This window comes from Streptomyces sp. NPDC001373 (assembly GCF_042895815.1).
GTDB lineage: Bacteria > Actinomycetota > Actinomycetes > Streptomycetales > Streptomycetaceae > Streptomyces.
The window spans coordinates 241,958-263,671 of sequence record NZ_JBIAWQ010000005.1; the positions used below are offsets into that span (position 1 = coordinate 241,958).

Annotated in this window: 20 protein-coding genes; 9 read left to right on the forward strand and 11 right to left on the reverse strand. The window is 74.2% G+C overall.

Features of this window, described 5'->3' with window-relative positions; genetic code table 11:
- Position 1: 1 nt before the first annotated feature.
- From ACFY15_RS14410 to ahcY, 6 genes are read right to left on the reverse strand one after another with little or no spacing between them, the layout of a single operon-like run.
- A complete protein-coding gene (locus tag ACFY15_RS14410; protein WP_390686788.1) occupies positions 2–877 on the reverse strand; it encodes a hypothetical protein in 876 nt (291 codons plus the stop codon).
- Entirely contained in the window at positions 874–2,067 is a 1,194-nt protein-coding gene (locus ACFY15_RS14415; protein WP_390686789.1) for a M16 family metallopeptidase, read from the reverse strand. Before ACFY15_RS14415 ends, ACFY15_RS14410 begins: the two co-directional genes overlap by 4 nt.
- The gene (locus ACFY15_RS14420) at positions 2,064–4,286 is read right to left on the reverse strand and encodes a hypothetical protein (RefSeq protein ID WP_390686790.1); all 2,223 of its coding nucleotides are present in this window, start codon (positions 4,284–4,286) and stop codon (positions 2,064–2,066) included. Before ACFY15_RS14420 ends, ACFY15_RS14415 begins: the two co-directional genes overlap by 4 nt.
- A complete protein-coding gene (locus tag ACFY15_RS14425) occupies positions 4,283–5,554 on the reverse strand; it encodes an aminotransferase class III-fold pyridoxal phosphate-dependent enzyme (RefSeq protein ID WP_390686791.1) in 1,272 nt (423 codons plus the stop codon). The genes ACFY15_RS14420 and ACFY15_RS14425 overlap by 4 nt, the downstream gene beginning before the upstream one ends.
- Positions 5,555–5,597: 43 nt before the next feature.
- A complete protein-coding gene (locus tag ACFY15_RS14430) occupies positions 5,598–6,554 on the reverse strand; it encodes a cupin domain-containing protein (RefSeq protein ID WP_390686792.1) in 957 nt (318 codons plus the stop codon).
- Between the two features lie 45 nt (positions 6,555–6,599).
- Positions 6,600–8,120, reverse strand: a complete 1,521-nt coding sequence (ahcY, locus tag ACFY15_RS14435) for an adenosylhomocysteinase (RefSeq protein ID WP_390686793.1) — start codon at positions 8,118–8,120, stop codon at positions 6,600–6,602.
- Between the two features lie 344 nt (positions 8,121–8,464).
- Between ahcY and ACFY15_RS14440 the strand changes: the two genes are divergently transcribed.
- Complete coding sequence (locus ACFY15_RS14440) at positions 8,465–9,268, forward strand: hypothetical protein (RefSeq protein ID WP_390825571.1); 804 nt, start codon at positions 8,465–8,467, stop codon at positions 9,266–9,268.
- A 55-nt stretch (positions 9,269–9,323) separates the two neighbouring features.
- On the opposite strand, the gene ACFY15_RS14445 is transcribed toward ACFY15_RS14440, so the two are convergent.
- A complete protein-coding gene (locus ACFY15_RS14445) occupies positions 9,324–10,961 on the reverse strand; it encodes an ABC-F family ATP-binding cassette domain-containing protein (RefSeq protein WP_390686795.1) in 1,638 nt (545 codons plus the stop codon).
- A gap of 38 nt (positions 10,962–10,999) precedes the next feature.
- A complete protein-coding gene (locus ACFY15_RS14450; protein WP_390825594.1) occupies positions 11,000–12,262 on the reverse strand; it encodes an SLC13 family permease in 1,263 nt (420 codons plus the stop codon).
- Positions 12,263–12,394: 132 nt separating this feature from the next.
- On the opposite strand from ACFY15_RS14450, the gene ACFY15_RS14455 reads away from it, so the two are divergent.
- Together ACFY15_RS14455 and ACFY15_RS14460 are read left to right on the forward strand one after the other, a co-directional pair.
- Complete coding sequence (locus tag ACFY15_RS14455; protein ID WP_390686796.1) at positions 12,395–13,363, forward strand: GlxA family transcriptional regulator; 969 nt, start codon at positions 12,395–12,397, stop codon at positions 13,361–13,363.
- A 59-nt stretch (positions 13,364–13,422) separates the two neighbouring features.
- The gene (locus ACFY15_RS14460; protein WP_390686797.1) at positions 13,423–14,094 is read left to right on the forward strand and encodes a DJ-1/PfpI family protein; all 672 of its coding nucleotides are present in this window, start codon (positions 13,423–13,425) and stop codon (positions 14,092–14,094) included.
- Here the strand turns inward: ACFY15_RS14460 and ACFY15_RS14465 are convergent, their stop codons facing one another.
- On the reverse strand, positions 14,095–14,850 hold the full coding sequence (locus ACFY15_RS14465; RefSeq protein ID WP_390686798.1) for an enoyl-CoA hydratase/isomerase family protein: 756 nt from the start codon (positions 14,848–14,850) through the stop codon (positions 14,095–14,097).
- Positions 14,851–14,979: 129 nt separating this feature from the next.
- On the opposite strand from ACFY15_RS14465, the gene ACFY15_RS14470 reads away from it, so the two are divergent.
- Both ACFY15_RS14470 and ACFY15_RS14475 read left to right on the forward strand, forming a co-directional pair.
- Positions 14,980–15,174, forward strand: coding sequence for a hypothetical protein (locus ACFY15_RS14470; RefSeq protein WP_390686799.1), 195 nt, complete (start codon positions 14,980–14,982; stop codon positions 15,172–15,174).
- Between the two features lie 130 nt (positions 15,175–15,304).
- On the forward strand, positions 15,305–15,799 hold the full coding sequence (locus tag ACFY15_RS14475) for an ATP-binding protein (RefSeq protein ID WP_390687050.1): 495 nt from the start codon (positions 15,305–15,307) through the stop codon (positions 15,797–15,799).
- 84 nt (positions 15,800–15,883) lie between these two features.
- On the opposite strand, the gene idi is transcribed toward ACFY15_RS14475, so the two are convergent.
- The gene (gene idi, locus ACFY15_RS14480; protein WP_390686800.1) at positions 15,884–16,486 is read right to left on the reverse strand and encodes an isopentenyl-diphosphate Delta-isomerase; all 603 of its coding nucleotides are present in this window, start codon (positions 16,484–16,486) and stop codon (positions 15,884–15,886) included.
- Positions 16,487–17,408: 922 nt separating this feature from the next.
- Positions 17,409–17,546, reverse strand: coding sequence for a hypothetical protein (locus ACFY15_RS14485; protein WP_390825572.1), 138 nt, complete (start codon positions 17,544–17,546; stop codon positions 17,409–17,411).
- Between ACFY15_RS14485 and ACFY15_RS14490 the strand changes: the two genes are divergently transcribed.
- From ACFY15_RS14490 to ACFY15_RS14505, 4 genes are read left to right on the forward strand one after another with little or no spacing between them, the layout of a single operon-like run.
- Complete coding sequence (locus tag ACFY15_RS14490; protein WP_390825574.1) at positions 17,514–19,157, forward strand: DUF5941 domain-containing protein; 1,644 nt, start codon at positions 17,514–17,516, stop codon at positions 19,155–19,157. The two genes, ACFY15_RS14485 and ACFY15_RS14490, sit on opposite strands and share 33 nt — an antisense overlap.
- Entirely contained in the window at positions 19,154–19,906 is a 753-nt protein-coding gene (locus ACFY15_RS14495; RefSeq protein WP_390686801.1) for a sugar phosphate nucleotidyltransferase, read from the forward strand. The genes ACFY15_RS14490 and ACFY15_RS14495 overlap by 4 nt, the downstream gene beginning before the upstream one ends.
- Positions 19,894–20,955: an iron-containing alcohol dehydrogenase family protein gene (locus tag ACFY15_RS14500; protein ID WP_390686802.1), complete on the forward strand. Its 1,062-nt coding sequence runs from the start codon at positions 19,894–19,896 to the stop codon at positions 20,953–20,955. The genes ACFY15_RS14495 and ACFY15_RS14500 overlap by 13 nt, the downstream gene beginning before the upstream one ends.
- Positions 20,933–21,712, forward strand: coding sequence for a CDP-alcohol phosphatidyltransferase family protein (locus tag ACFY15_RS14505; RefSeq protein WP_390686803.1), 780 nt, complete (start codon positions 20,933–20,935; stop codon positions 21,710–21,712). The genes ACFY15_RS14500 and ACFY15_RS14505 overlap by 23 nt, the downstream gene beginning before the upstream one ends.
- The last annotated feature ends 2 nt before the right edge of the window (positions 21,713–21,714 follow it).

The following is a 21,714-nucleotide window of genomic DNA, read 5'->3' on the forward strand; positions in this document are numbered from 1 at the left end:
TTCAGGCGGCGTCCTTCGTGAAGCGGGAGGGGGAATCGGCGGCGGAGCCGGTCGGGCACCGCCAGAAGACGTGGTCGGCCTCCCAGCCCCGGCCGACGAGCGAGGCGACGACCCGGGCGCCGTGGTCGGAGCCGTCGGCCCCGGGCGACGGGTGGACGACGTGCCCCAGCAGGGGCAGTTCCAGTCGCCGGGCGTGGGCGAGCGCCGCCGCCGTCAGTGCGGCGGCGGCCTCCCGGCGGGGCCCGTCCGGCAGGTCGATCAGCATGTCGACGAGTTCCACGGCCCGCCGGCCGGTGACCTCGTCCTCGGCCCGGCACAGCAAGGTGGCGTGCCCGACCGGCCGGCCGTCGAGGCGGGCCACGTAGGAGTGGCGGCCGGGGGCCGCGAGGCACTCGCGGGCCAGCTGCCCGGCGACCTCGGGGTCGGCCGCGGCACCGAGGTCGGCGCTGCCCCGCACCATCGCCTGCACCAGCCAGTCGGCGACGGCTTCCTCCTCGTCCGGCCCGGCGGTTGCGACGCACGGCCCGGGGCCGTCGTCCGGGCCGGCCGCCGGGACGCCGGCGTCGTCCGCCGGGTGGTACAGGTAGCTCAGCTCACGCTGCCAGGGCCCGCCGAACAGGACCGACGCCGGAGCGCGCACGACGACCGAGACCGCCTGCGGATCCTCGCCGAGGGCCTGTTCGACGAGGCCGGCCCGCCACACCGGGTCGGCCAGCAGCTCCTCGTCGCCGTACTCGACCAGGAACCGCCGTTCGTCCAGTAGCGGGTCGTGGTGCATTCCCGCCACGTACCGCAGGCCCCGCACGCGGTGCAGCAGGCCCGCCGCGGCCGCCTCGGCGAGGTAGCGGCCCGACGCGGCCGCCACCGGGGCGCTCACGACGCCTCCGGGCGGACCACCGCGACCAGGCCGGCGCTCAGCTCGGCGGCCGCCCGGCGCACGTCGTCGGCGGAGACGGCGGCGATCTCCTCCAGCTCCCGGTCCACGTCCCAGGGGACGGGGCGGGTCAGGGCGCGCATCGCCAGCAGCCGGGCGTGCTCCATCGGCGTCTCGGTGTCCAGGACCAGGCTCATCCGCAGGTGCCGGCGCGCGGCGTCGAGGTCGGCGGGGGTCGGCCCGTCGGCCGCCAGCCGGGCCAGTTCACGGGTGACGATCTCCACCGCCCGGGGGCCGTTGCCGGCGTCCACGCCGATCAGCACCCGCCAGGCCCCGGATTCGGTGTAGCCCCGGTCCCAGGCCTGGAAGGAGTACGCCAGACCGGCCGCGACCCGCAGCTCCCGGTACAGCACCGAGGAGGCATTGCCCCCCATCAGGTTGGCCAGCACCGCGTACCGGTGGCGGTCGGGTTCGGCCAGCCCGGCGGAGCGCCCGCCGACGGCCACCCAGCCGAACCCCGCGGGCCAGGCCGGTGCGCAGGCCCGGACCGGTCCCGGCGGCGTCGCGGGCGCGGCGGCCCGGGCAGCGGCCCCGGAGCGGCCGTCGGCGAGCCCGGCGAACGGGGCGGGCAGCCGCGGGCCGACCACGGCCACCGCGAGCGGGGCGGTCAGGAACTGATCGCGGTGGCCGCGCGCCACCGCGTCGAGGTCGAGCGCGCGCACCTCCCGCGAGGTCCCGCCGACGGGGCGGCCCAGCGGGTGCCCGGGGAAGAGGGTGGCGAGGAAGGCGTCCTGGACCACGTCGGCCGGATCGGCCTCGGCGGCGGCGAGCTCCTGGAGCACGGCCGACCGCTCCGTCTCCAGGGTGGCCTCGTCCAGTGCGGGGCTGAGCACCCCGCGCAGCAGCAGCTCGGCGGCCTCGTCCGCGTCGTCGGCGTCCACCTGTGCGTAGAACAGCATGTGTTCGAGGCCGGTCTCGGCGTTGGCGCTGCCGCCCCGGCTCTCGATGTGCTGGACGAGCGGGGTGCCGCCGGTCACCGGAGCCGACATCAGCAGGTGCTCCAGCATGTGGGCCAGACCGCCGCGGCCCGCCGGATCGTGGCGGGCCCCGTACGCCACGCCGACACAGATGCTGGTGGTCCGCAGCCGTTCGTCGACGGCGAGGACCAGGGGGATCCGATCGAGGGCAATCATCGGGGGCTTCCTTGGGGTGAGAGGGGGGAGGGGGAAGGGTGGCCGGGGCGTGCGGCTCCGCCGAGTTCCTCCGTGCACAGCGCGGCGATCCGCTCGGCGAGCGCGGCGGGCGGCGCACCACCCTTACGCGGCCCGGGACCCGGGACGGTTGTCGCGGCGCGGGCGCGGAACAGGGCGTCCGCGAACCGTCCGGCGGCGAGCAGCCCGCGGGCGTCGGCCAGGGCGCGGTGATCGGTGGCGGCCGGTCCGCCGGCACTCCCGAGCACCGCCCGGACCCGCTCCTCGTCCGGCTCGCCCAGCTGCCAGGCCTCCCGCAGCACATCCCACAGCTGCGACCGGCCGGCCGAACGGAGGTCGTCCGGAACCCACTTGGCCTGGTGGAAGCGCGTCGGCGCGGTGGTGAGCACCACGCGGGCCAGCTCGTAGGAGGCGCTGCGGAGCACGTCCCAGCCGGGCCCGTGCGCCGCCCCGCGGCCCGGCTCCACCCGGCGCCGCACCGCGGACAGCGCCTCCGTGAGCAGGCCGGCCGGCACGCGCTGCGCGGCGGCCCGTGCCGCGAGGCGCGGCACCCGCCCCTCAGGGTCCAGCAGGACCAGGCCGCCGAGCCGCGCGGCGGAACCCAGCCGCCGGGAGACCGCGTCGAACGAGCCGGCGGCGTCCGCGTCGAACCCGAGCGTCAGCTCTTCCGCTGCCTCCAGCGAGAGGTACTCCACGGACACCTCCACCCCGTCCACCGCGGTGCGCCGGGGCGCCCCCGGCCCTCCCGCGGCGCCCGGCCCCGTGCGGTGGAGGACCAGGAGGTTCAGGTCGGAGTCCGGGCAGGCGCGGTTGCGCCCCACCGAACCGGTCGCGAGCACCGCGACGGCGCCGGACTCCCGGCCCAGCTCACCGGCCAGCCCCCAGGCGAGGTCCACCCGGCGGACGCTCTCGGCGCTCCCGGGGAACCCGTCCACCTCGCAGAGCCGGGCGGCGGCCAGCGCGGCGGCCGCCGCCCCGGCGCCGAGCCCGTCGGTGACGGTGGCCACCGCCCGGCGCCGCCCGGCGTGTTCGAGGAACGGGCGGGCCAGGACGGCGTCCGGGTCCAGCCCGGACGCCCGGAGCGCCTGCCCGGCGGCGGTCCCGTCGGGCCGCAGCCCGAACCAGGTGCGTGCGTCCTGGAGCGCCTCGATCGCCCCGTTGCTGAGGTGGACCCCGTTGTTGGTGCGGCGCACCGGCTCGCCGGCCGGACCGCTCAGCGGGAAGAGGCCCGCCAGCGCGTCCCCGCGCAGGCTGCCGGGCAGTGCCCTGGCCGGGTCGGTGACCCCGCAGAACTCGCGGCGCATCCGTGCCCAGGGCAGCGGACGCGCACCGGCGGGGGACACCAGGACGGCGACCGCCCGGTGTCCGATGTCCTCCAACTGCCCCAGCACACCGGGCATGTGAGGATTGATCACGAGCACCGGCGGTTCCCCCGGCCGCTCCGGATCCGCGTACACGTTGACGAAGAGGCAGTCGCCGATCTCGTTCGGGCCGTCCACCGCCCCGCTGTCGAGCCCGCGCAGTTCGGCGGAGGCCGTGCTCCATGCCTCCAGCCGCTCCACCGTCAGCCGTCCGCCCGCGAGCAGGCCGTAGGCGCATTCCACGGGCAGGTCCTGCGGGCGGGCGCCGAACCGGTCGCGGAACTCGGGCCGGTCGTACACCCGCAGGAAGGCGATCCGCTCCTCGGCGGTCAGCGTCCCGCGCCGGGCCAGTTCGGCGTGCGGCAGGTAGTGGTCGGCGGCCAGACCGCGGCCGACGATCTCCTCGTCCTCCAGGACGCGCGCCCGCTCCGCGCGGTACCCGCAGTCGGCCAGCCGCCGCGCCAGCTCGCGCAGGGTCGCGGCGCCCACGGCCATCCCCGGCTTGAACAGGACCACCCCGGCCGCGTCGACCGGGCCGCAGGGAGCATCGGGATGCCGCCACAGGCCGGTGCGCAGCACGGACTCCAGGCCGGGGGAGGCGCAGGCCTCGGCGTCGGGCACCCGCCGCAGCTCGCGGCGGATCACCGAGGCGGCCCACCACGAGGCGTCGCACGCGAGTCCGTCGGGCACGGTCAGCGCGCGGTCGCGCCCCGCGCCGCCGGTGCGCACCTCGGTGAGCCCGTCACCGGCCGCGGCCACGGTCAGGCCGTCCGCCGCGCCCGCCAGCCCGGCCGCCAGCCGGCCGACGTCCAGCTTCCCCGAAATCGTGACGGTGCTCATGCGCCGGCCAGCTCTTCCTGGGTGCGCACGACGGCGTGCGCCGCGTGCTCCAGGGTCTCCTCGATGGCCTCGTCGTCGTGGACGGCGGAGACGAACCAGTTGTGCATGGGGTGGACGAACGACCCCCGGGCGGCCATGTGGACGCTGAAGCGGCGCATCCACGCGAAGTCCTCGTCGCCGTCCACGGTGAGGGTGGGCATCGTGGCCGGACCGGTCACCCGCAGCGGGACGCCGTGCAGTGTGCCGAGCGCGGCCAGGCCCGCCACCAGCTTCCCGCCCGCGGCGTGCATCCGCTCGATGCCGCCGTCGTCCTTCAGCAGCCGCAGGTTGGCGATCGCACCGGCCATCGCGGAGCCCGAGTTCCAGTACGTCCCGGCCACGAAGACGGTGGAGGCGGCCTCGCGCAGCGCCTCGGTGCCGGTCACGGCGGCGATCGGCCAGCCGTTCGCCAGCGCCTTGGAGAACGCCACCAGATCCGGCCGGTAGCCGAACCAGGCGTGCGAGCCGCGCATGTCGAGGTGGAACCCGGCACGGACGTCGTCCGAGACGAGCAGGGTGCCCGCGCGGTCGCAGTGCTCGCGCAGGGCCTTCAGCCACGCCGGGTCCGGCAGCGCGGCAGCCCCGGGCACCGGGTGCTGGAAGGGGGTGATGACGACGGCGGCCAGCTCGGCACCGCGCTCGGCGAACAGCCGTTCCAGGGCCTCGACGTCGTTCCAGGGGACGGTCACCACGTCGTGGGAGTCGGAGGGCCGGCGGCCCTCGCCCGGATTGCACCACGCGCACCAGCCGTGCGAGCCGTGGTAGGCGCCCTCCACACAGGCGACCAGGCTGCGTCCGGTGTGCGCCCGCGCGGTGAGCAGGGCGATCCAGGTGGCGTCCGAGCCGCTCTTGCCCCAGGCCGCCCAGGCGGCCCCGTCCACCGTGTCCACGAGCAGCTCGGCCAGCTCCACGGAGCGGGCCGTGGCCTGGCTGAGGCACTCGCCCAGCCGGGACTGCCCGAGCACGGCCGCGTCGACCTCGGCGCGGGCGTACCCGTTGACCATGGTGCCGTAGCCGCAGAGGTAGTCGACATACCAGTTGCCGTCCACGTCCCTCAGCCGGGGGCCCTCCCCGCGGTCGGCGAACCAGGCGTACTCGGCGGGGTCGTAGACGGCGGGGAACTTGTTGTGCCCCCACACGCCGCCGGGGATCACCCGCTCGGCACGTGCCAGCAGCTTCCGGGAGGCGGCGTACCGCCCCTGTGCGCTCTCGTGCGCGCTGTCGTTCATCAGCTCTCCTCGGCCTCGGCCGGTGGTGGGGTGCGGCGGCGGGTCAGCCGCGGATACAGGGGCGCAGCCGCTCGACGGCGCCGGGGAACTGCCGGGCCAGTTCGTCGGCCCGGGCGAGGGACTGGTCCCGGTAGTCGAAGCCGGGGGCGACGACCTCGCTGATCAGTCCGTGGGAGACGCCCTCCGGGAGCCGGCTGGCCTTCCACCAGCCGCCCGGGCAGGTGAACACCAGGACCTGGCCGGCCCCGGCGTCCTCGCCCATGACCACCTCGTGCACGACGCCGTCGGGGGAGAGCAGCTGGTAGTGGATGGGGCCGCCCGCGTTCAGGAAGTGGGTGATGTGGGCGTTGTTGAGGTGCAGGTACCCGATCGGCGAGTCGCGGTCGAGCAGGTAGTGGATCGTGTTGGCCAGGGGTCGCGTGCCCCGGCCGGTCTCCAGCGTCCCGGCGGACTCGTAGTACTGACGGAAGTAGCCGCCCTCGATGTGCGGTTCGAGCCCGAGGGCCGCCTCCAACGGCAGCTCGTCCGGCGCGGCGGCCGGCACGCCCGCCTGCGGCAGCTCCGGCCAGGCGGAGTCCCGCTCGGCGTCCTCGAAGTCCAGGCCGGGTACGAGCGACTCGCTCCAGAGACCGGCCGCGCCGGCCGCGAGCTCCACGGCGTACCACCGGCCGGCGGGCACGGTCAGCTGGAACGGTTCGCCGGAGGCGGGGAACCCGCCGAGGGGCCGTCCCTCGGGCCGGCCCTCCCCCTCCCGGGTCCACAGCAGCAGCACGGTGTCCGGCCCGTGCGGGGGATGGCGTACGAGGACGGTGTCCGCCTCCGCCCGCCGCCATCCGGTACGCGGAGCCCGAGCCTCCAGCAGCCGGGTGCGGAAGGACATCACCCGCCGCTCCAGCGGGGCTCCGTCGTAGGAATCGTGTGCGCCCGGCCCTCCGGCCCAGCCGCCGTCGGCGGCTGGCGCGAGGCCAAGGAGGCGTATCAGGTCGTCGGGTCGATCCATGGGTGCGTGCGTCCCCGGTGTGTCGGAAGGGCGGATGGCATCGGGTCAGTACCGGTAGGAGTCCGGCTTGTACGGGCCGGCGACCGGGACGCCGAGATAGGCGGCCTGCGCCTCGGTCAGGGCGGTCAGCTCCGCGCCCAGGGACCCCAGATGCAGCCGGGCGACCTCCTCGTCGAGGTGCTTGGGCAGCGCGTGCACGCCGACCGGGTAGCGGTCCGCCCCGGTGTACAGCTCCAGCTGTGCGAGCACCTGGTTGGCGAAGGAGCCGGACATCACGAAGCTGGGGTGCCCGGTGGCGTTGCCCAGGTTCAGCAGCCGCCCCTCGGACAGCACGATCAGCGTGTGCCCGTCCGCGAACATCCACTCGTCCACCTGCGGTTTGACCGTCTGCCGCCGGATCCCGGGCAGGGCCGCCAGTCCCACGAGGTCGATCTCGCCCTCGGCGTGGCCCATGTTCCCGACGATCGCCTGGTGCTTCATCCGGGCCAGGTGGCCGGCGGTGAGGACGTGTCGGCTGCCCGTGGTGGTCACCACGATGTCGGCCCGCTCGACCACCGACTCCAGCGCGGCGACCTGGTAGCCGTCCATGGCGGCCTGGAGCGCGCAGATCGGGTCGATCTCGGTGACCACCACGCGGGCGCCCTGACCCCGCAGCGCCGCGGCGCAGCCCTTCCCGACGTCGCCGTAACCGCAGACCACCGCCGTCTTGCCGCCGATCAGCACGTCCGTCGCCCGGTTGATCCCGTCGATCAGGGAGTGCCGGCAGCCGTAGATGTTGTCGAACTTCGACTTCGTCACCGAGTCGTTGACGCTGATCGCGGGGAAGAGCAGGGCACCCGACGCGGCCAGCCGGCGCAGCCGGTGCGCCCCGGTCGTCGTTTCCTCGGTGACCCCGCGCACGCCCTGCGCGATCCGGCTCCAGCGGTCCGGTTCCTCGGCACGTACCGCCGCCAACAGCCCGGCCAGGGCTTCCTCGAGCTCGTCACCGTCCCCGTCGGGATCGGGGGCGGGCGCGGAGCCTGCCCGTTCCCCTTCCACGCCCCGGTGCAGGAGCAGGGTGGAGCCGGCCGCGTCGTCGAGCAGCATGTTCGGCCCCCGCCCGTCGGGCCAGCACAGCGCCCGCTCGACGCACCACCAGAACTCCTGCGGGCTCTGTCCCTTCCAGGCGAACACGGGGACCCCCGCCCGCCCGCCACCGGGCCCCACCGCCACGGCCGCCGCCGCGGCGTCCTGGGTGGACAGCACGTTCGAGCCGGCCCAGCGGACCCGCGCGCCCAGGGCGGTCAGCGTCTCGATCAGCACCGCCGTCTGCACCGTCATGTGCAGCGTCCCGGTGATCCGCGCGCCGGCCAGGGGCGCCTGCCCCGCGTACCGTGCGCGCAGCGCCGTCAGGGCCGGCATCTCGTGCTCGGCCAGGCGGATCTCGGTACGTCCCCGCGCGGCCAGGGACAAGTCCGCCACCCGCAGGTCCCGGCCGTCGGGGTGCCCGGCGCGGCGGGTGCGCAGCACCGGGTCCGCGGTACCCCGCGCAGACGGCTGTGTGGTCCGGCTGGTTGCCGAGGTCATGGGTGGCCTCCCCCTGTTCGGTGGTCGTCCCTGGAGGGTCGCCGCCGCGGTGAACACGGCTCAAGGGGTTGCCCGTTGCCCGATCGGATCGGCAACCCCCTCCCGCCCGGAAGGCGGAAATGCCGTTCCTCGTTGCCCCGTTGCCAGAAACGGGCAACCCCTTGTCTGCGTGAATCGCACCGGGAAGGCTTCTGGGCAGAGGGAACACCGCCTCCGGAACAACCGGTCCGTGGAAGTCCCTCCCGTCAGAGAAAGGAGGTGTTCGGACATGCGTAACCACGCTGTGGGCCTCCGCCCGCGCCTCGACAAGGTCAAGGCCGGCCGCTGAGCCCGATCCTGACCCCATGGTGAGTGCCGCGGCCCCTGCGTCCGCGGCACTCACCGGCATATCCGGGCGCCGGCTCCGGCAGTTTCCCGGCGCCCGGTGTCAGACCCCGGAATTCCGCGAAGAATTCCTTTCGAATGTTGAGGTGGAGCTCGCCGTGTCAGCCGACCCCAAGCCTTTTCTCATCCGCCCCACGGGCTGCCTTTTCGTACTGTCGGGACCTTCCGGTACGGGAAAGACCTCGTTGAGCCGGGCCATGGTCGCGGCCGACCCGACCCTGGCCGGCACCCGGTCCGTCACCACACGTGAGCCGCGCCCGGGAGGCGGCGAGGAGCACTACGACCACGTGACCCGCGACGAGTTCCTCAAGATGGCCGGCAACGGCGAGTTCGTGCAGTGGATCCACCCGTCCTTCGACGAGTACTACGGGACCCTGCTCGAGCCCGTCCGGCAGGCCCTCGACGAGGGCCGCGACCTGGTCCTCGACTACTGCCCCGAGGGGTACCTGAACCTGAAGAGGGCCTTCCCGGAGCAGACCGTCGGCGTCTTCGTGATGGCACCGAGCGTGCGGATGATGGACCGGCGTCTCGCGGGCCGCGGCAGCGAGAACGAGCAGGAGCGCGAGCTCCGCCACACCATGGCGCTGCGCGACTTCAACTTCGTCGACCGGCACGACTACCACGTGGTCAACGACGACTTCGAGGAGACGCTGGCCACCCTCATGGCGATCCGCCGGGCCGAGAAGGCCCGGCTGACCCACCAGCGCGGCGTGCTCGCGGCCTACGCGCGCCACGCCGAGCCGGCGCTGCTGCGCTACTACTGAGCGCCCCCGGCCCCGGTGGCCCGGGGCAGGGGCGCACACCCTTCCGGCCGGACCACTAGAGTTCGGTGACCCTGCCGTCCGCGACCTCCAGCCGTCGGGTCACGTGGACGGCGTCCAGCATGCGGCGGTCGTGGGTGACCAACAGCAGGGTGCCCTCGTAGGAGTCCAGGGCCGACTCCAGCTGCTCGATGGCCGGCAGGTCCAGGTGGTTCGTCGGCTCGTCCAGCACCAGGAGGTTCACCCCGCGACCCTGGAGCAGCGCCAGGGCCGCCCGGGTGCGCTCGCCCGGGGAGAGCGTCGCCGCCGGGCGCAGCACGTGCGCCGCCTTGAGGCCGAACTTGGCCAGCAGCGTCCGGACCTCCGCCGGCTCGGTGTCGGGGACCGCCGCGCAGAAGGCCTCCAGCAGGGACTCCTCCCCGAGGAACAGGCCGCGCGCCTGGTCGACCTCGCCGACCAGGACGCCCGAGCCCAGCGTGGCGGAGCCGGAGTCCGGGGCCAGCCGGCCCAGCAGTACCGCGAGGAGGGTGGACTTGCCGGCGCCGTTGGCCCCGGTGATCGCCACCCGGTCCGCCCAGTCGATCTGGAGGCTGGCCGGGCCGAAGGCGAAGCCCCCGCGCTTGACGGCCGCCTCGCGCAGGGTGGCGACGACCGAGCCGGAGCGCGGGGCCGCCGCGATCTCCATGCGCAGCTCCCACTCCTTGCGCGGCTCCTCGACGACCTCCAGCCGCTCGATCGCCCGCTGCGTCTGGCGGGCCTTCGCGGCCTGCTTCTCGCTGGACTCGCCGCGCAGGGCCCGGCCGATCTTGTCGTTGTCGGAGGACTTGCGGCGGGCGTTGCGCACGCCCTTGTCCATCCAGTTGCGCTGCATCTGCGCGCGGCCCTCGAGGGCGGCCTTCTTGTCCGCGTACTCCTCGAACTCCTCGCGGGCGTGGCTGCGGGCCCGCGCGCGCTCCTCCAGGTACGACTCGTAGCCGCCGCCGAAGAGGTTGATCTGCTGCTGGGCCAGGTCGAGTTCGAGAACCTTGGTGACGGTGCGGGCCAGGAACTCGCGGTCGTGGCTGATGACGACCGTGCCCGCGCGCAGCCCCGTCACGAACCGCTCCAGCCGCTCCAGACCGGCGAGGTCCAGGTCGTTCGTGGGCTCGTCGAGGAGGAACACGTCGTAGCGGGAGAGGAGGAGCGAGGCGAGGCCGGCGCGGGCGGCCTGGCCGCCGGACAGGGCCGTCATCGGCAGGTCCAGGCTCACGGCCAGGCCCAGCTCGTCCGCGGTCTCCTGGGCCCGCTCGTCCAGGTCGGCGCCGCCGAGGTCCAGCCAGCGGTCCAGGGTCTCCGCGTACGCGTCGTCGGCGCCCGGTGTGCCGTCCACCAGCCCCTGCGTGGCCTCGTCCAGCGCCGCCTGCGCGGCCGCGACCCCGGTACGGCGCGCCAGGAAATCCCGTACCGTCTCGCCCTCGCGCCGCTCGGGCTCCTGGGGGAGGTGGCCGACGGCCGCACCGGGCGGGGAGAGCCGCAGCTCACCGGTCTCGGGAGTGTCCAGCCCGGCGAGCAGCCGCAGCAGGGTCGACTTCCCGGCGCCGTTGACGCCGACGAGGCCGATGACGTCGCCGGGCGCGACGACGAGGTCGAGTCCGGCGAAGAGCGTGCGCTCGCCGTGCGCGGCGGTGAGGTTCTTGGCGACGAGGGTTGCAGTCATGATGCCCCGATCCTATCGGCGCGCCGCCGGCCCGCGGCCTACCCGCCGGTCAGGCGCAGGCCGGCCCACAGGGCGGCCACCGCCGCGGCGATCGCCGCCGGGGTGGTGAGCAGCCCGAGGCGGGTGAAGTCGCCCAGCCGGACGTCCTCGCCGTGCGCGTGCAGCATCCGCCGCCACAGCAGGGTGGCCAGCGAGCCCGCGTACGTGAGGTTGGGGCCGATGTTCACGCCGATCAGCACGGCCAGCACCACGCCCGGCCCGCCCGGCGCGGCCAGCGGGAGCAGGGCGAGGACCGCGGGGAGGTTGTTGATCAGGTTGGCAAGCAGGGCGGCCACCCCGGCCGCGGCCAGCAGCGCGGGCAGCGCGTCCCCGTCGGGCAGCAGCCACTCCAGGCCGTCGCCGAGCCCGTGGTCCACCACGGCCCGTACGACCACCCCCAGCGCGAGGACGAACAGGCAGAACGCCGGCGCGGTGGATGCCGCCAGCCGCCGCGGCGTGGTCTCGCGGCGCCACAGCGCCCGTACGCCCAGCGCCACCGCGCCGGCCAGCCCGGCCCAGGCCGGGCTCGCCCCCGCGAACGAGGCGACGCCGAAGCCCGCCAGGGTCAGCAGCAGCACGGCCAGGGCGAAGCGGGGCAGCGGCGCGGGCTCCGCCGCCCCGGGTATGTGCTCGGGCGGTGCCGCCAGGTCGGCCCGGAAGAACCGGCGGAACGCCACGTACTCCACCGCGATCGCGACCGTCCAGGGCAGGGCCATCAGCGCCGCGAACCGGGTGAAGGACAGCCCGCTCGCGGCGAAGGCCAGCAGGTTCGTCAGGTTGGAGACGGGCAGCAGCAACGAGGCCGTGTTCGCCAGGTGGGCGGTGGCGAACACGTGCGGGCGCGGGCGCGCGCCCAGCCGGGCGGAGGTGGCCAGCACCACCGGCGTCAGCAGCACCACCGTGGCGTCCAGGCTCAGGGCGGCCGTCACCGCCGAGGCCACCAGGAACACCCCGCCCAGCAGCCCCGCCGCCCCCCGCCCGGCCGCCCGCCGGGCGACGGCGGCCCCGGCCGCCCGGAACAGGCCCTCGTCGGCGCACAACTGGGCGAGCGCCAGGATCACCGCCAGGAAGCCGACCACGGGCAGCAGCCCGCGCAGCTGCTCCCACGCCCCGGCCGGCGACACCACCCCGAGCGCGACGAGCAGCCCGGCGGCCGGCACGGCGGCGGCCGCCTCGGGCAGTCCGCGCGGGCGCACCACGGCGAAGGCCAGGACCAGGATCAGCAGGGCGCAGGACAGCGTCTCGGCGAGGACGGTGTTCAGGGCGGTACTCCGGAGGGGTGCGGGGGCGGCGCACCAGGATCGCACCCCCGCGTCCGCCGCCTTCCGCCGGATGTCCGGATAGGTGGGCTGCCCGTCATTGCGGCCGCCGGGACCCCGTCACACCATGGAGCCATGCCACTGCGAGACGTGCTGGTCGTCGTGTACGACGGGGTCCAGAGCCTGGACGTGACGGGCCCGGTCGAGGTCTTCGACGGGGCCGGCCGCTGCCGCCCGGACGACGGCGGGTACGCGGTGCGGACGGTCTCCCCCGGGGGCGGTCCGGTCCGCACCGGCAGCGGGCTGAACCTGCTCCCGGACGGGGACCTGGAGAGCGCCCGCCCCGGCCCGGACACCACCCTGCTGGTGCCCGGCGGCCGCTTCACCGGGGACTTCGAGCCCCGGATCACCGACTGGCTGCGCGCGTACGGGGGTTGTGCGGGGCGGCTGGTGTCCGTCTGCACGGGCGGACTGCTGCTGGCGGAGGCCGGGCTGCTGGACGGGCGGCGGGCGACGACGCACTGGGCGGCGAGCGAACGCATGGCACGGGACTACCCGCGGGTGGCGGTGGACCCGGACCCCATCTACGTCCGGGACGGACCGGTCGCCACCTCGGCCGGGGTCACCGCGGGGATCGACCTCGCGCTGGCCCTGGTGGAGGAGGACCTCGGGCGGGACGCGGCGCTGCTGATCGCCCGGCACCTGGTGGTCTTCCTGCGCCGGCCGGGGAACCAGGCGCAGTTCAGCGCGCAGCTGGCCGCCCAGACGGCGCGGCGCGAGCCCCTGCGGGAGGTGCAGCGGTGGATCTCGGAGCACCCGGGCGGGGACCTGAGCGTGGAGGCGCTCGCGGCCCGGGCCGCACTGTCGCCGCGGCACTTCGCGCGGGCCTTCCAGGCGGAGACGGGGGTGACTCCGGGCAGGTACGTCGAGCGGGTGCGGGTGGAGCACGCGCGGCGGCTGCTGGAGGAGTCGGGGGAGGGGGTGGCCCGGATCTCCCGCGCGTGCGGCTACGGCACCCCCGAGGCCCTGCGCCGCGCCTTCGTGAAGACCCTGGGCCAGTCCCCGGCCGAATACCGCCGCCGCTTCGGCACCCCGCACCCGTAGGCCGCCCCGCGCGGCGGACACCCCAGCGCACCCCTCACAGCGACCCCTCCGGAGGAGACATGCAGATCGCCGTACTGCTCTACGACCGCTTCACCGCCCTCGACGCCATCGGCCCCTACGAGACCCTCAGCCGCCTCGACGGCGCCGAGACCGTCTTCGTCGCGGAGCGCCCCGGCCCGGTGCGGACCGACAACGGCGCGGCCGTGCTCGTCGCGGACAAGGCTCTCGACGAGGTGACCCGCCCCGACATCGTCATCGTTCCCGGCGGCCCGCACCCCGAGATCGAGATGAAGAACCCCGCCGTCCTCGACTGGCTGCGCACCGTCGACGCCACCACCACCTGGACCACGTCCGTCTGCACCGGTTCGCTGCTCCTCGCCGCCGCCGGCCTGCTCGGCGGGCGCCGGGCGACCAGCCACTGGCTCTACCTCGACCGGCTGACCTCCTTCGGCGCCGAGCCCACCGGCGAGCGGGTGGTCTTCGACGGGAAGTACGTCACCGCCGCCGGGGTCTCCTCCGGCCTCGACATGGGCCTCGGCCTGCTCGGCCGGATCGCGGGGGACCAGTACGCCCAGACCGTGCAGCTGATGTGCGAGTACGACCCCCAGCCGCCCTACGACGCCGGCTCGCCGGACAAGGCCCCGGCCGAGATCGTCGCCCGGCTGCGCGCCGCCGGGCCGTCTCTTCCGGATCCTGCCGGGCTTGAACGGCTGGATCCGGAAGAGCACTAGCTAGTCCTTCGACGGGAGGGGCTGCCAGCTGAAGGCCGGGTCCCGGCGGTCCAGGAAGGCGGCGACACCCTCCGCGGTGTCGCCGCTCGCGGCGGCCTGGGCGCTCCAGTACGCGTCGCGGTCGGTGCGCCCGTCCGCGAACTCCTTCGTCGCGGCCTGCGTCAGCTGCGAGCGGGTGGTCAGGATCCGGGCGAACTCGGCCACCCGCCCCTCGAGTGCGCCGGCCGGGAGCAGCTCGTTGAGGAACCCGGCCCGCAGCGCGGCCTCCGCCCCGATCAGCTCGGCCGAGAAGAGCAGGTACTTGGCCCATGCCGGGCCGACCAGCGAGGCCAGCCGCCGGGTGGAGGACGCCGGGTAGACGATGCCCAGCCTCGCCGGGGTCACCCCGAACCGCGCCCCCTCCTCCGCGAACCTCAGGTCGCAGGCCGCCGCCAGCTGGCTGCCGCCGCCCACGCAGAAGCCGCGGACCGCCGCGACCGTCGGCTTCGGGAACGCGGCCAGGGCCTCTTCCGCCGCCACCGCGAGGGCCTGCGGGTCCTCGTCCCCGGTGAGGGAGGAGATGTCGGCGCCCGCGCAGAAGGTCCCGCCGGCGCCCGTGAGGACCAGCACCCGTACGGCCGGGTCGGCGGCCAGTTCCCCCAGCAGCCCGGGCAGGGCCCGCCACATCGCGGCGGTCATGGCGTTGCGCTTCGCCGGGTGGGAGATGGTGACGGTGGCCACCCCGTCGGCGACCGCGTGGTGGAGGGCTGCGTCCATGCGCCGGATGCTATCCCGGGGCGACGATCCTATGATCAAGGGGATTCCGTCCCCGGGGGGTGGTCCTCGTGCCGGCCGCCTGGTTCAGGGGGCCTTCGGCGTCCTGCTCGGTGTCCTGCTCCTCGCGCAGTGGCCCGGCGGCGCCTGTACGTGATCGGGACCTTCTTCTCCCTCGCCCTGCTGTTCGACGGGCTGAGCCTGGTGGCCGCGGGCATGGGCGACCGGCGGATCCTGGCTCTGGTCAGGGAGGACGGGGAGGGCGGGCCGGACGCGGCAGACACTGCCAAGCGGAGCGCGGCGGATCAGGAACGGTCCAACAACTGACTCCGTCATACTCCAGCGGTCAGAAAGTGTTCGAATGCCGCTGACTTCTGGTCAGTCGAGCGGTCCGGACCAGGGCGCTCGCCACTCTTGACGCGTGGAGACGATCGAGCGCGAAGACGGGGGCCGGAAGATGGACGACAGCGGGAGCATCCCGCAGGCCAGGGGGGGTGAGACGGCGGCCCCGGCCGACCCCCTCGCGTACGAGGGGGTGTGGCGCTTCACCGTGCCGGCCGTTGAAGAATCCGTTCCGCAGGCCCGCCGGGCGGTCCGCGACCTGCTCGGCCGCCGACAGGTGCCGGCCACGCAGGACCTGGTGTACTCCCTGCTGCTGATCGTCTCCGAGCTGGTGACGAACTCGGTCCGGCACGCCGCCCTGCTCTCCCCGGAGGTGGCCGTCGAGGTGGCGGTGGGCCGGGAGTGGGTCCGGGTGGCCGTCGAGGACGACCACCCCTATCGGCCCAAGGCGCTGGAGGCCGACTTCGGCCAGACCGGCGGCCGGGGCCTGCTGCTGGTCCGCGAGGTCACCCGCGAGGCCGGCGGGGTGTGCGACGTCGAGCACACCTCCACCGGCGGCAAGGTGATCTGGGCCGCCCTGCCGCTGGACACCCAGGCCGGCCCCCTCTGAGTCCGGCCCCCTCTGAGTCCGGCCCGCGCCGCCGGGATCCCCGCCCGGGGCCCCCGCGCGAGCGCACCGGCAAGGGCGCAGCGGCTACCAGCCGGCCGCGTCGCCGGTCAGCTCGCGGATCGCGGGGCGCGCGGCGTCGAGCACCGTCATGAACCAGGCCGAGAACGGCACCTGTGCGTGCCGCTTCGCCAGCTCCTCGGCCGTGACGAAGGCCGTGTCCCCGACCTCCTCCGGGTCCGGGTCCAGCGAGGCCTGGGCCAGTCCCACGAACAGGTGGTTGTACTCCTGCTCCACCAGACCCGAGGCGGGGTCCGGGTGGTTGTACCGCACCGTCCCCGCCTCCGCGAGCAGCGAGGGCGACAGCCCCAGCTCCTCGTGGGTGCGCCGGGCCGCCGCCGCGAACGGGGACTCGCCGGGGTAGGGGTGACCGCAGCAGGTGTTCGACCAGACGCCGGGGGAGTGGTACTTCCCGAGGGCGCGCTGCTGGAGCAGCAGCCGGCCCTGCTCGTCGAAGAGGAACACGGAGAACGCCCGGTGCAGCAGACCAGGGGCCTGATGGGCGGAGAGCTTCTCGGCCGTGCCGATGGTGTTGCCGGACTCGTCGACCAGCTCGAGCATGATCGATTCTTGAGCGCCGGTGCCGGCGGACGCGCTGCTGGTGGCGTCAGTGGCTGATGTGGTCGGCATACCCATCCTTCGCTTCGGACTTCGGTCTTCAGTCTGCCGTACAAAAGAGGCTTGTCCCCACTTCGGTCATCCGCGCATGTCCGCCCCCCGCCGCGTGATAAACGGCGGGAAGCGGACGGTCCGTCGGCGCCTCGGATCCCGGACGGGGCCGGATATCCGGGCGTGCCCATCGGCACCGCCGCGGAATCGTCCAGCACAGTGCCGTCACGACCTCGTCCGGCACCTCGAAGGAGCCGTGATCCCGTAACGCGAAGCGGGCGCGAGATCAGCCTCCAGCGGGGTCGCGAAGCCGACAGGTTGACGGCCCGCCCCGCCCGCCTCGGCGGCGAGCAGCAGGGCGCTCGGCCCGGACCGCAGCCGACGTCGAGGACGCGCGGCCGCTCGGGCAGCGGCCTGCCCAGGGACAGCAGGTGCCGGGGGAGGCGTCGGAGCCGGGGGACTGCCGGGGCAGCCGGCGGTGCAGCTCCATGAACGCCGCGAAGACCTCGGTCGCGGACGCGTGGGAGCTGTCCTCGGTGTTCTTGGCGGTGTCGGTCAACGTGAACCCTTGAACGGGGGCTCCGGCCGACGGGGCCGACCTGTCGGAAGGGGAGGGGCTCAGGCCCGGCGGGACGCCCGGGACGACGGGGGGATGGACCGGAGTCCGCCGCGCACGGCAGCGAGCGCTGCGACGGTCATCGACATCCCCCTCTTCCACGTCCCGATTCGGCGTCCACCCTGACATCCGCTCTCAAACCGGACGGATGTGGGCCGAACGGCTGATGAATGCCGCCTTCCATTCATCCGATAGCCTCTGGCGACAGCCGTGGCCGCCGTGTCGCAGCTCTTTCCGCAGCCCACAAGGCGCCGCCCGGACATGTTTCGTCGCAAGGAGTGAGTTCGTCTGTCGACCGTCATCCTCACCGGCCTGCCGGTCCCCGGATCACCGCTTGAAGACGAGCTCCGTTCGCTCGGGTTCGACGTACGCCAGGTCCCCGCTCCCGAGGACACCGCCGCGGCCCTGGCCGGCGTACCGGCCGCGCAGCGCGTGGCCGTCGTCGACAGCGGCTTCGTCGGACACCCGCACGCGCTGCGCCTCGCGCTGACCGACCCGCGCTTCGACGCCTGCGCCGTGACCGGCGCCTTCGCCGTCCAGGCCGGGGCCCGCGCGGCCCTGGAGCGGGCCGCGGCGCTGTCCCCGGACGGCGAGGGCCCGTACGCGGACCGGCTCGCCGCCGCCGTCGAGGCCTCCGGCACCCCCGTCCAGCGGCCCGAGCTCGGCACGCTGGTCGCCGCCGTGCCCTCCGGCGAGGAGGAGCGCGCCGAGGCCCTGGCCGCCGTCGCGGCCGTGGACGACGAGGCCGTCCGGCTGCGCTCCGCCGTGAAGTCCCGCGACGGGTTCTTCACCACCTTCTGCATCAGCCCGTACTCGCGCTACATCGCCCGCTGGTGCGCGCGCCGCGGCCTGACCCCGAACCAGGTCACCACCGCCTCCCTGCTCACCGCGCTGCTCGCGGCGGGCTGCGCCGCCACCGGCGAGCGCTGGGGCTACGTGGTGGCCGGCGTGCTGCTGCTCTTCTCCTTCGTCCTGGACTGCACCGACGGGCAGCTCGCCCGCTACTCGCTCCAGTACTCGACGATGGGCGCCTGGCTGGACGCGACCTTCGACCGGGTCAAGGAGTACTCCTTCTACGCCGGGCTCGCGCTCGGTGCGGCCCGCGACGGGGACGACGTCTGGGCGCTCGCGCTCGGCGCGATGATCCTGATGACCTGCCGGCACGTGGTGGACTTCTCCTTCAACGAGGCCAACCACGACGCCACCGCCAACACGAGCCCCACGGCGGCCCTCTCGGACCGGCTCGACAGCGTGGGCTGGACCGTCTGGGTCCGGCGGATGATCATCCTGCCGATCGGCGAGCGCTGGGCGATGATCGCGGTCCTGACCGCCACCACCACCCCCCGGATCGTCTTCTACGCCCTGCTGGTCGGCTGCGCCTTCGGCGCGCTGTACACCACCGCCGGACGCGTCCTGCGCTCGGTGACCCGGCGGGCCGGGGGCAGCCGGGGGAGCACGGACCGGGCCGCCCAGGCCCTGGCCGACCTCGCCGACTCGGGCCCGATCGCGGAGCTGGTCGCCAGGGCGGCCTCCCGCCCCACGCCCCTCCCGCGCCTGCCCTTCGCCGTGCTCGGCGCGGCGCTGGTCGTCGGCGCCGCCTGGTACGAGCCCTTCGGCAGCACGACGGTGATCTGTGCCGCCCTGCTGTACGCCCTCCTCAGCGGCTACGCCGTCGGGATCCCGCCGCGCGGGCCTCTGGACTGGCTGCTGCCCCCGCTGTTCCGGGCAGCCGAGTACACCACCGTGCTCGTCCTCGCCGTCAAGGCGGACGTCCCCGGGGCCCTTCCAGCCGCATTCGGACTGGTCGCGGCGGTCGCCTACCATCACTACGACACGGTCTACCGCATCCGCGGTGGCTCGGGCGCTCCCCCGCGCTGGCTGGTGCGGACGACGGGCGGTCACGAGGGCAGGGTCCTGCTGGCCGTGGTCCTGGCAGCCGTCCTCGCCCGTGAGGCGTACCCCGTCGCGCTCACGGCCGTGGCCGTGTTCGTGGCTCTGGTGGTGCTCGTGGAGAGCATCCGCTTCTGGGTCTCCGCCGGAGCACCCGCCGTACACGACGAAGGAGAACCAGCATGATCGGCCTTGTACTCGCTGCCGGTGCCGGACGCCGTCTGCGTCCTTACACCGACACCCTGCCCAAGGCCCTCGTGCCCGTCGGCCCCGAAGGCGACGAGGAAAGCCTCACGGTCCTGGACCTCACGCTCGGCAACTTCGCCGAGGTCGGCCTGACCGAGGTCGCGATCGTCGTCGGCTACCGCAAGGAGGCCGTGTACGAGCGCCGCGAGGCCCTGGAGGCCAAGTACGGCCTGAAGATCACGCTGATCGACAACGACAAGGCCGAGGAGTGGAACAACGCCTACTCCCTGTGGTGCGCGCGTGAGGTCCTGAAGCAGGGCGTGATCCTCGCCAACGGTGACACCGTCCACCCGGTCTCCGTGGAGAAGACCCTCCTCGCCGCCCGCGGCGACGGCCAGAAGATCATCCTCGCCCTCGACACGGTCAAGAGCCTGGCCGACGAGGAGATGAAGGTCGTCACCGCCGACGGCCGGGGCGTGCGGAAGATCACCAAGCTGATGGACCCCGCCGACGCGACGGGCGAGTACATCGGCGTCACCCTCATCGAGCCCGAGGCCGCCGCGCAGCTGGCCGAGGCCCTGAAGACCACCTTCGAGCGCGACCCCGACCTCTACTACGAGGACGGCTACCAGCAGCTCGTCGACGACGGCTTCACCATCGACGTGGCCCCCATCGGCGACGTCGAGTGGGTCGAGATCGACAACCACGACGACCTCGCCAAGGGCCGGACGATCGCATGCCAGTACTGACGCGGCTGATCCCCTCGCCGGTCGTCGTCGACATCAGCTGCGGGGCGATGGACAAGCTGGACGGCATCCTCGCCGACCAGCGGATCTCCGCGTCCGGCCGGCTGGCGATCGCGATCAGCGGGGGTTCCGGGCAGGCGCTGCGCGCCCGTCTGGATCAGGCTCTGCCGCACGCCGACTGGTACCCGGTCGTCGACGGCACCATCGACTCGGCGGTCAAGCTGGCCGACGACATAAAGGGCCGCCGCTACGACGCCGTCGTGGGGCTGGGCGGCGGCAAGATCATCGACGTGGCGAAGTACGCCGCGGCGCGGGTCGGCCTGCCCATGGTGGCGATCGCCACCAACCTCTCCCACGACGGCATCTGCTCCCCGGTGTCCATCCTGGACAACGACAACGGCCGGGGCTCCTACGGCGTTCCCACGCCGATCGCCATGGTCATCGACCTCGACGTGATCCGTGAGGCGCCCACCCGGTTCATCCGGGCCGGTATCGGCGACGTGATCTCCAACATCTCGGCCATCGCCGACTGGGAGCTCTCGCACAGGATCACCGGTGAGGCCGTGGACGGCCTGGCCGCCGCCATGGCCCGCACCGCGGGCGAGTCCGTCCTGCGCCACCCCGGCGGCTGCGGCGACGACGAGTTCCTCACCGTGCTCGCCGAGGCCCTCGTGCTCTCCGGCATCGCCATGTCGATCAGCGGCGACTCCCGCCCGTCGTCCGGCGCCTGCCACGAGATCAGCCACGCCTTCGACCTGCTCCACCCCGGGCGCTCCGCGCTCCACGGCGAGCAGGTCGGCATCGGCGCCGCCTTCGCCATGCACCTGCGCGGGGCCGCCGAGCAGAGCGGCCTGTTCACGGAGGTCCTGCGCCGCCACGGCCTGCCCGTGCTGCCCGAGGAGATCGGGTTCAGCGTGGACGAGTTCGTCGCCGCCGTCGAGTACGCCCCCCAGACCCGCCCGGGACGCTTCACGATCCTGGAGCACCTCAACCTGTCCGCAGCCGAGATCAGGGACGCTTACGCCGACTATGCCCAGACCATCCGTAGCTGAACTCCGGCCCGTCGTCCATCCGGCGGGCGTCAAGGACCGGCGCAGTGGCGAGCACTGGGGCGGACGCCTCTACATGCGCGAGATCTCCCTGCGCATCACCCGCCTGCTGGTCACCACCAAGGTCACGCCCAACCAGCTGACCTACGTGATGACCCTCTGCGGAGTCCTCGCGCTCCCGGCCCTGCTGGTGCCCGGGATCCTCGGCGCCGTCCTCGGCGTGGTCGCGGTCCAGCTCTACCTGCTGCTCGACTGCGTCGACGGCGAGGTGGCCCGCTGGAAGAAGCAGTACTCGCTCTCCGGGGTCTACCTGGACCGGGTCGGCGCCTACCTGTGCGACGCGGCCGTCCTGACCGGCTTCGGCCTGCGCGCCGCCGACCTGTGGGGCGGCGGGTCCGTCGACTGGCTCTGGGCCTTCCTGGGCACCCTCGCCGCGCTCGGCGCGATCCTGATCAAGGCCGAGACGGACCTGGTCGGCGTCGCCCGGCACCAGGCCGGCAAGCCCGTGGTCCAGGACGCCGCCGCCGAGCCGCGCTCCTCCGGCATGGCACTGGCCCGCCGGGCCGCCGCCGCGCTGAAGTTCCACCGCCTCGTCCTGGGGATCGAGGCCTCCCTGCTCATCCTGGTGCTGGCCGTCCTCGACCAGATCCACGGCGACCTGTTCTACTCCCGCCTGGGCGTCGCCGTCCTGGCCGGCATCGCTCTGCTGCAGACGGTGCTGCACCTGGTGTCCATCCTCGCGTCGAGCAGGCTGCGGTGACC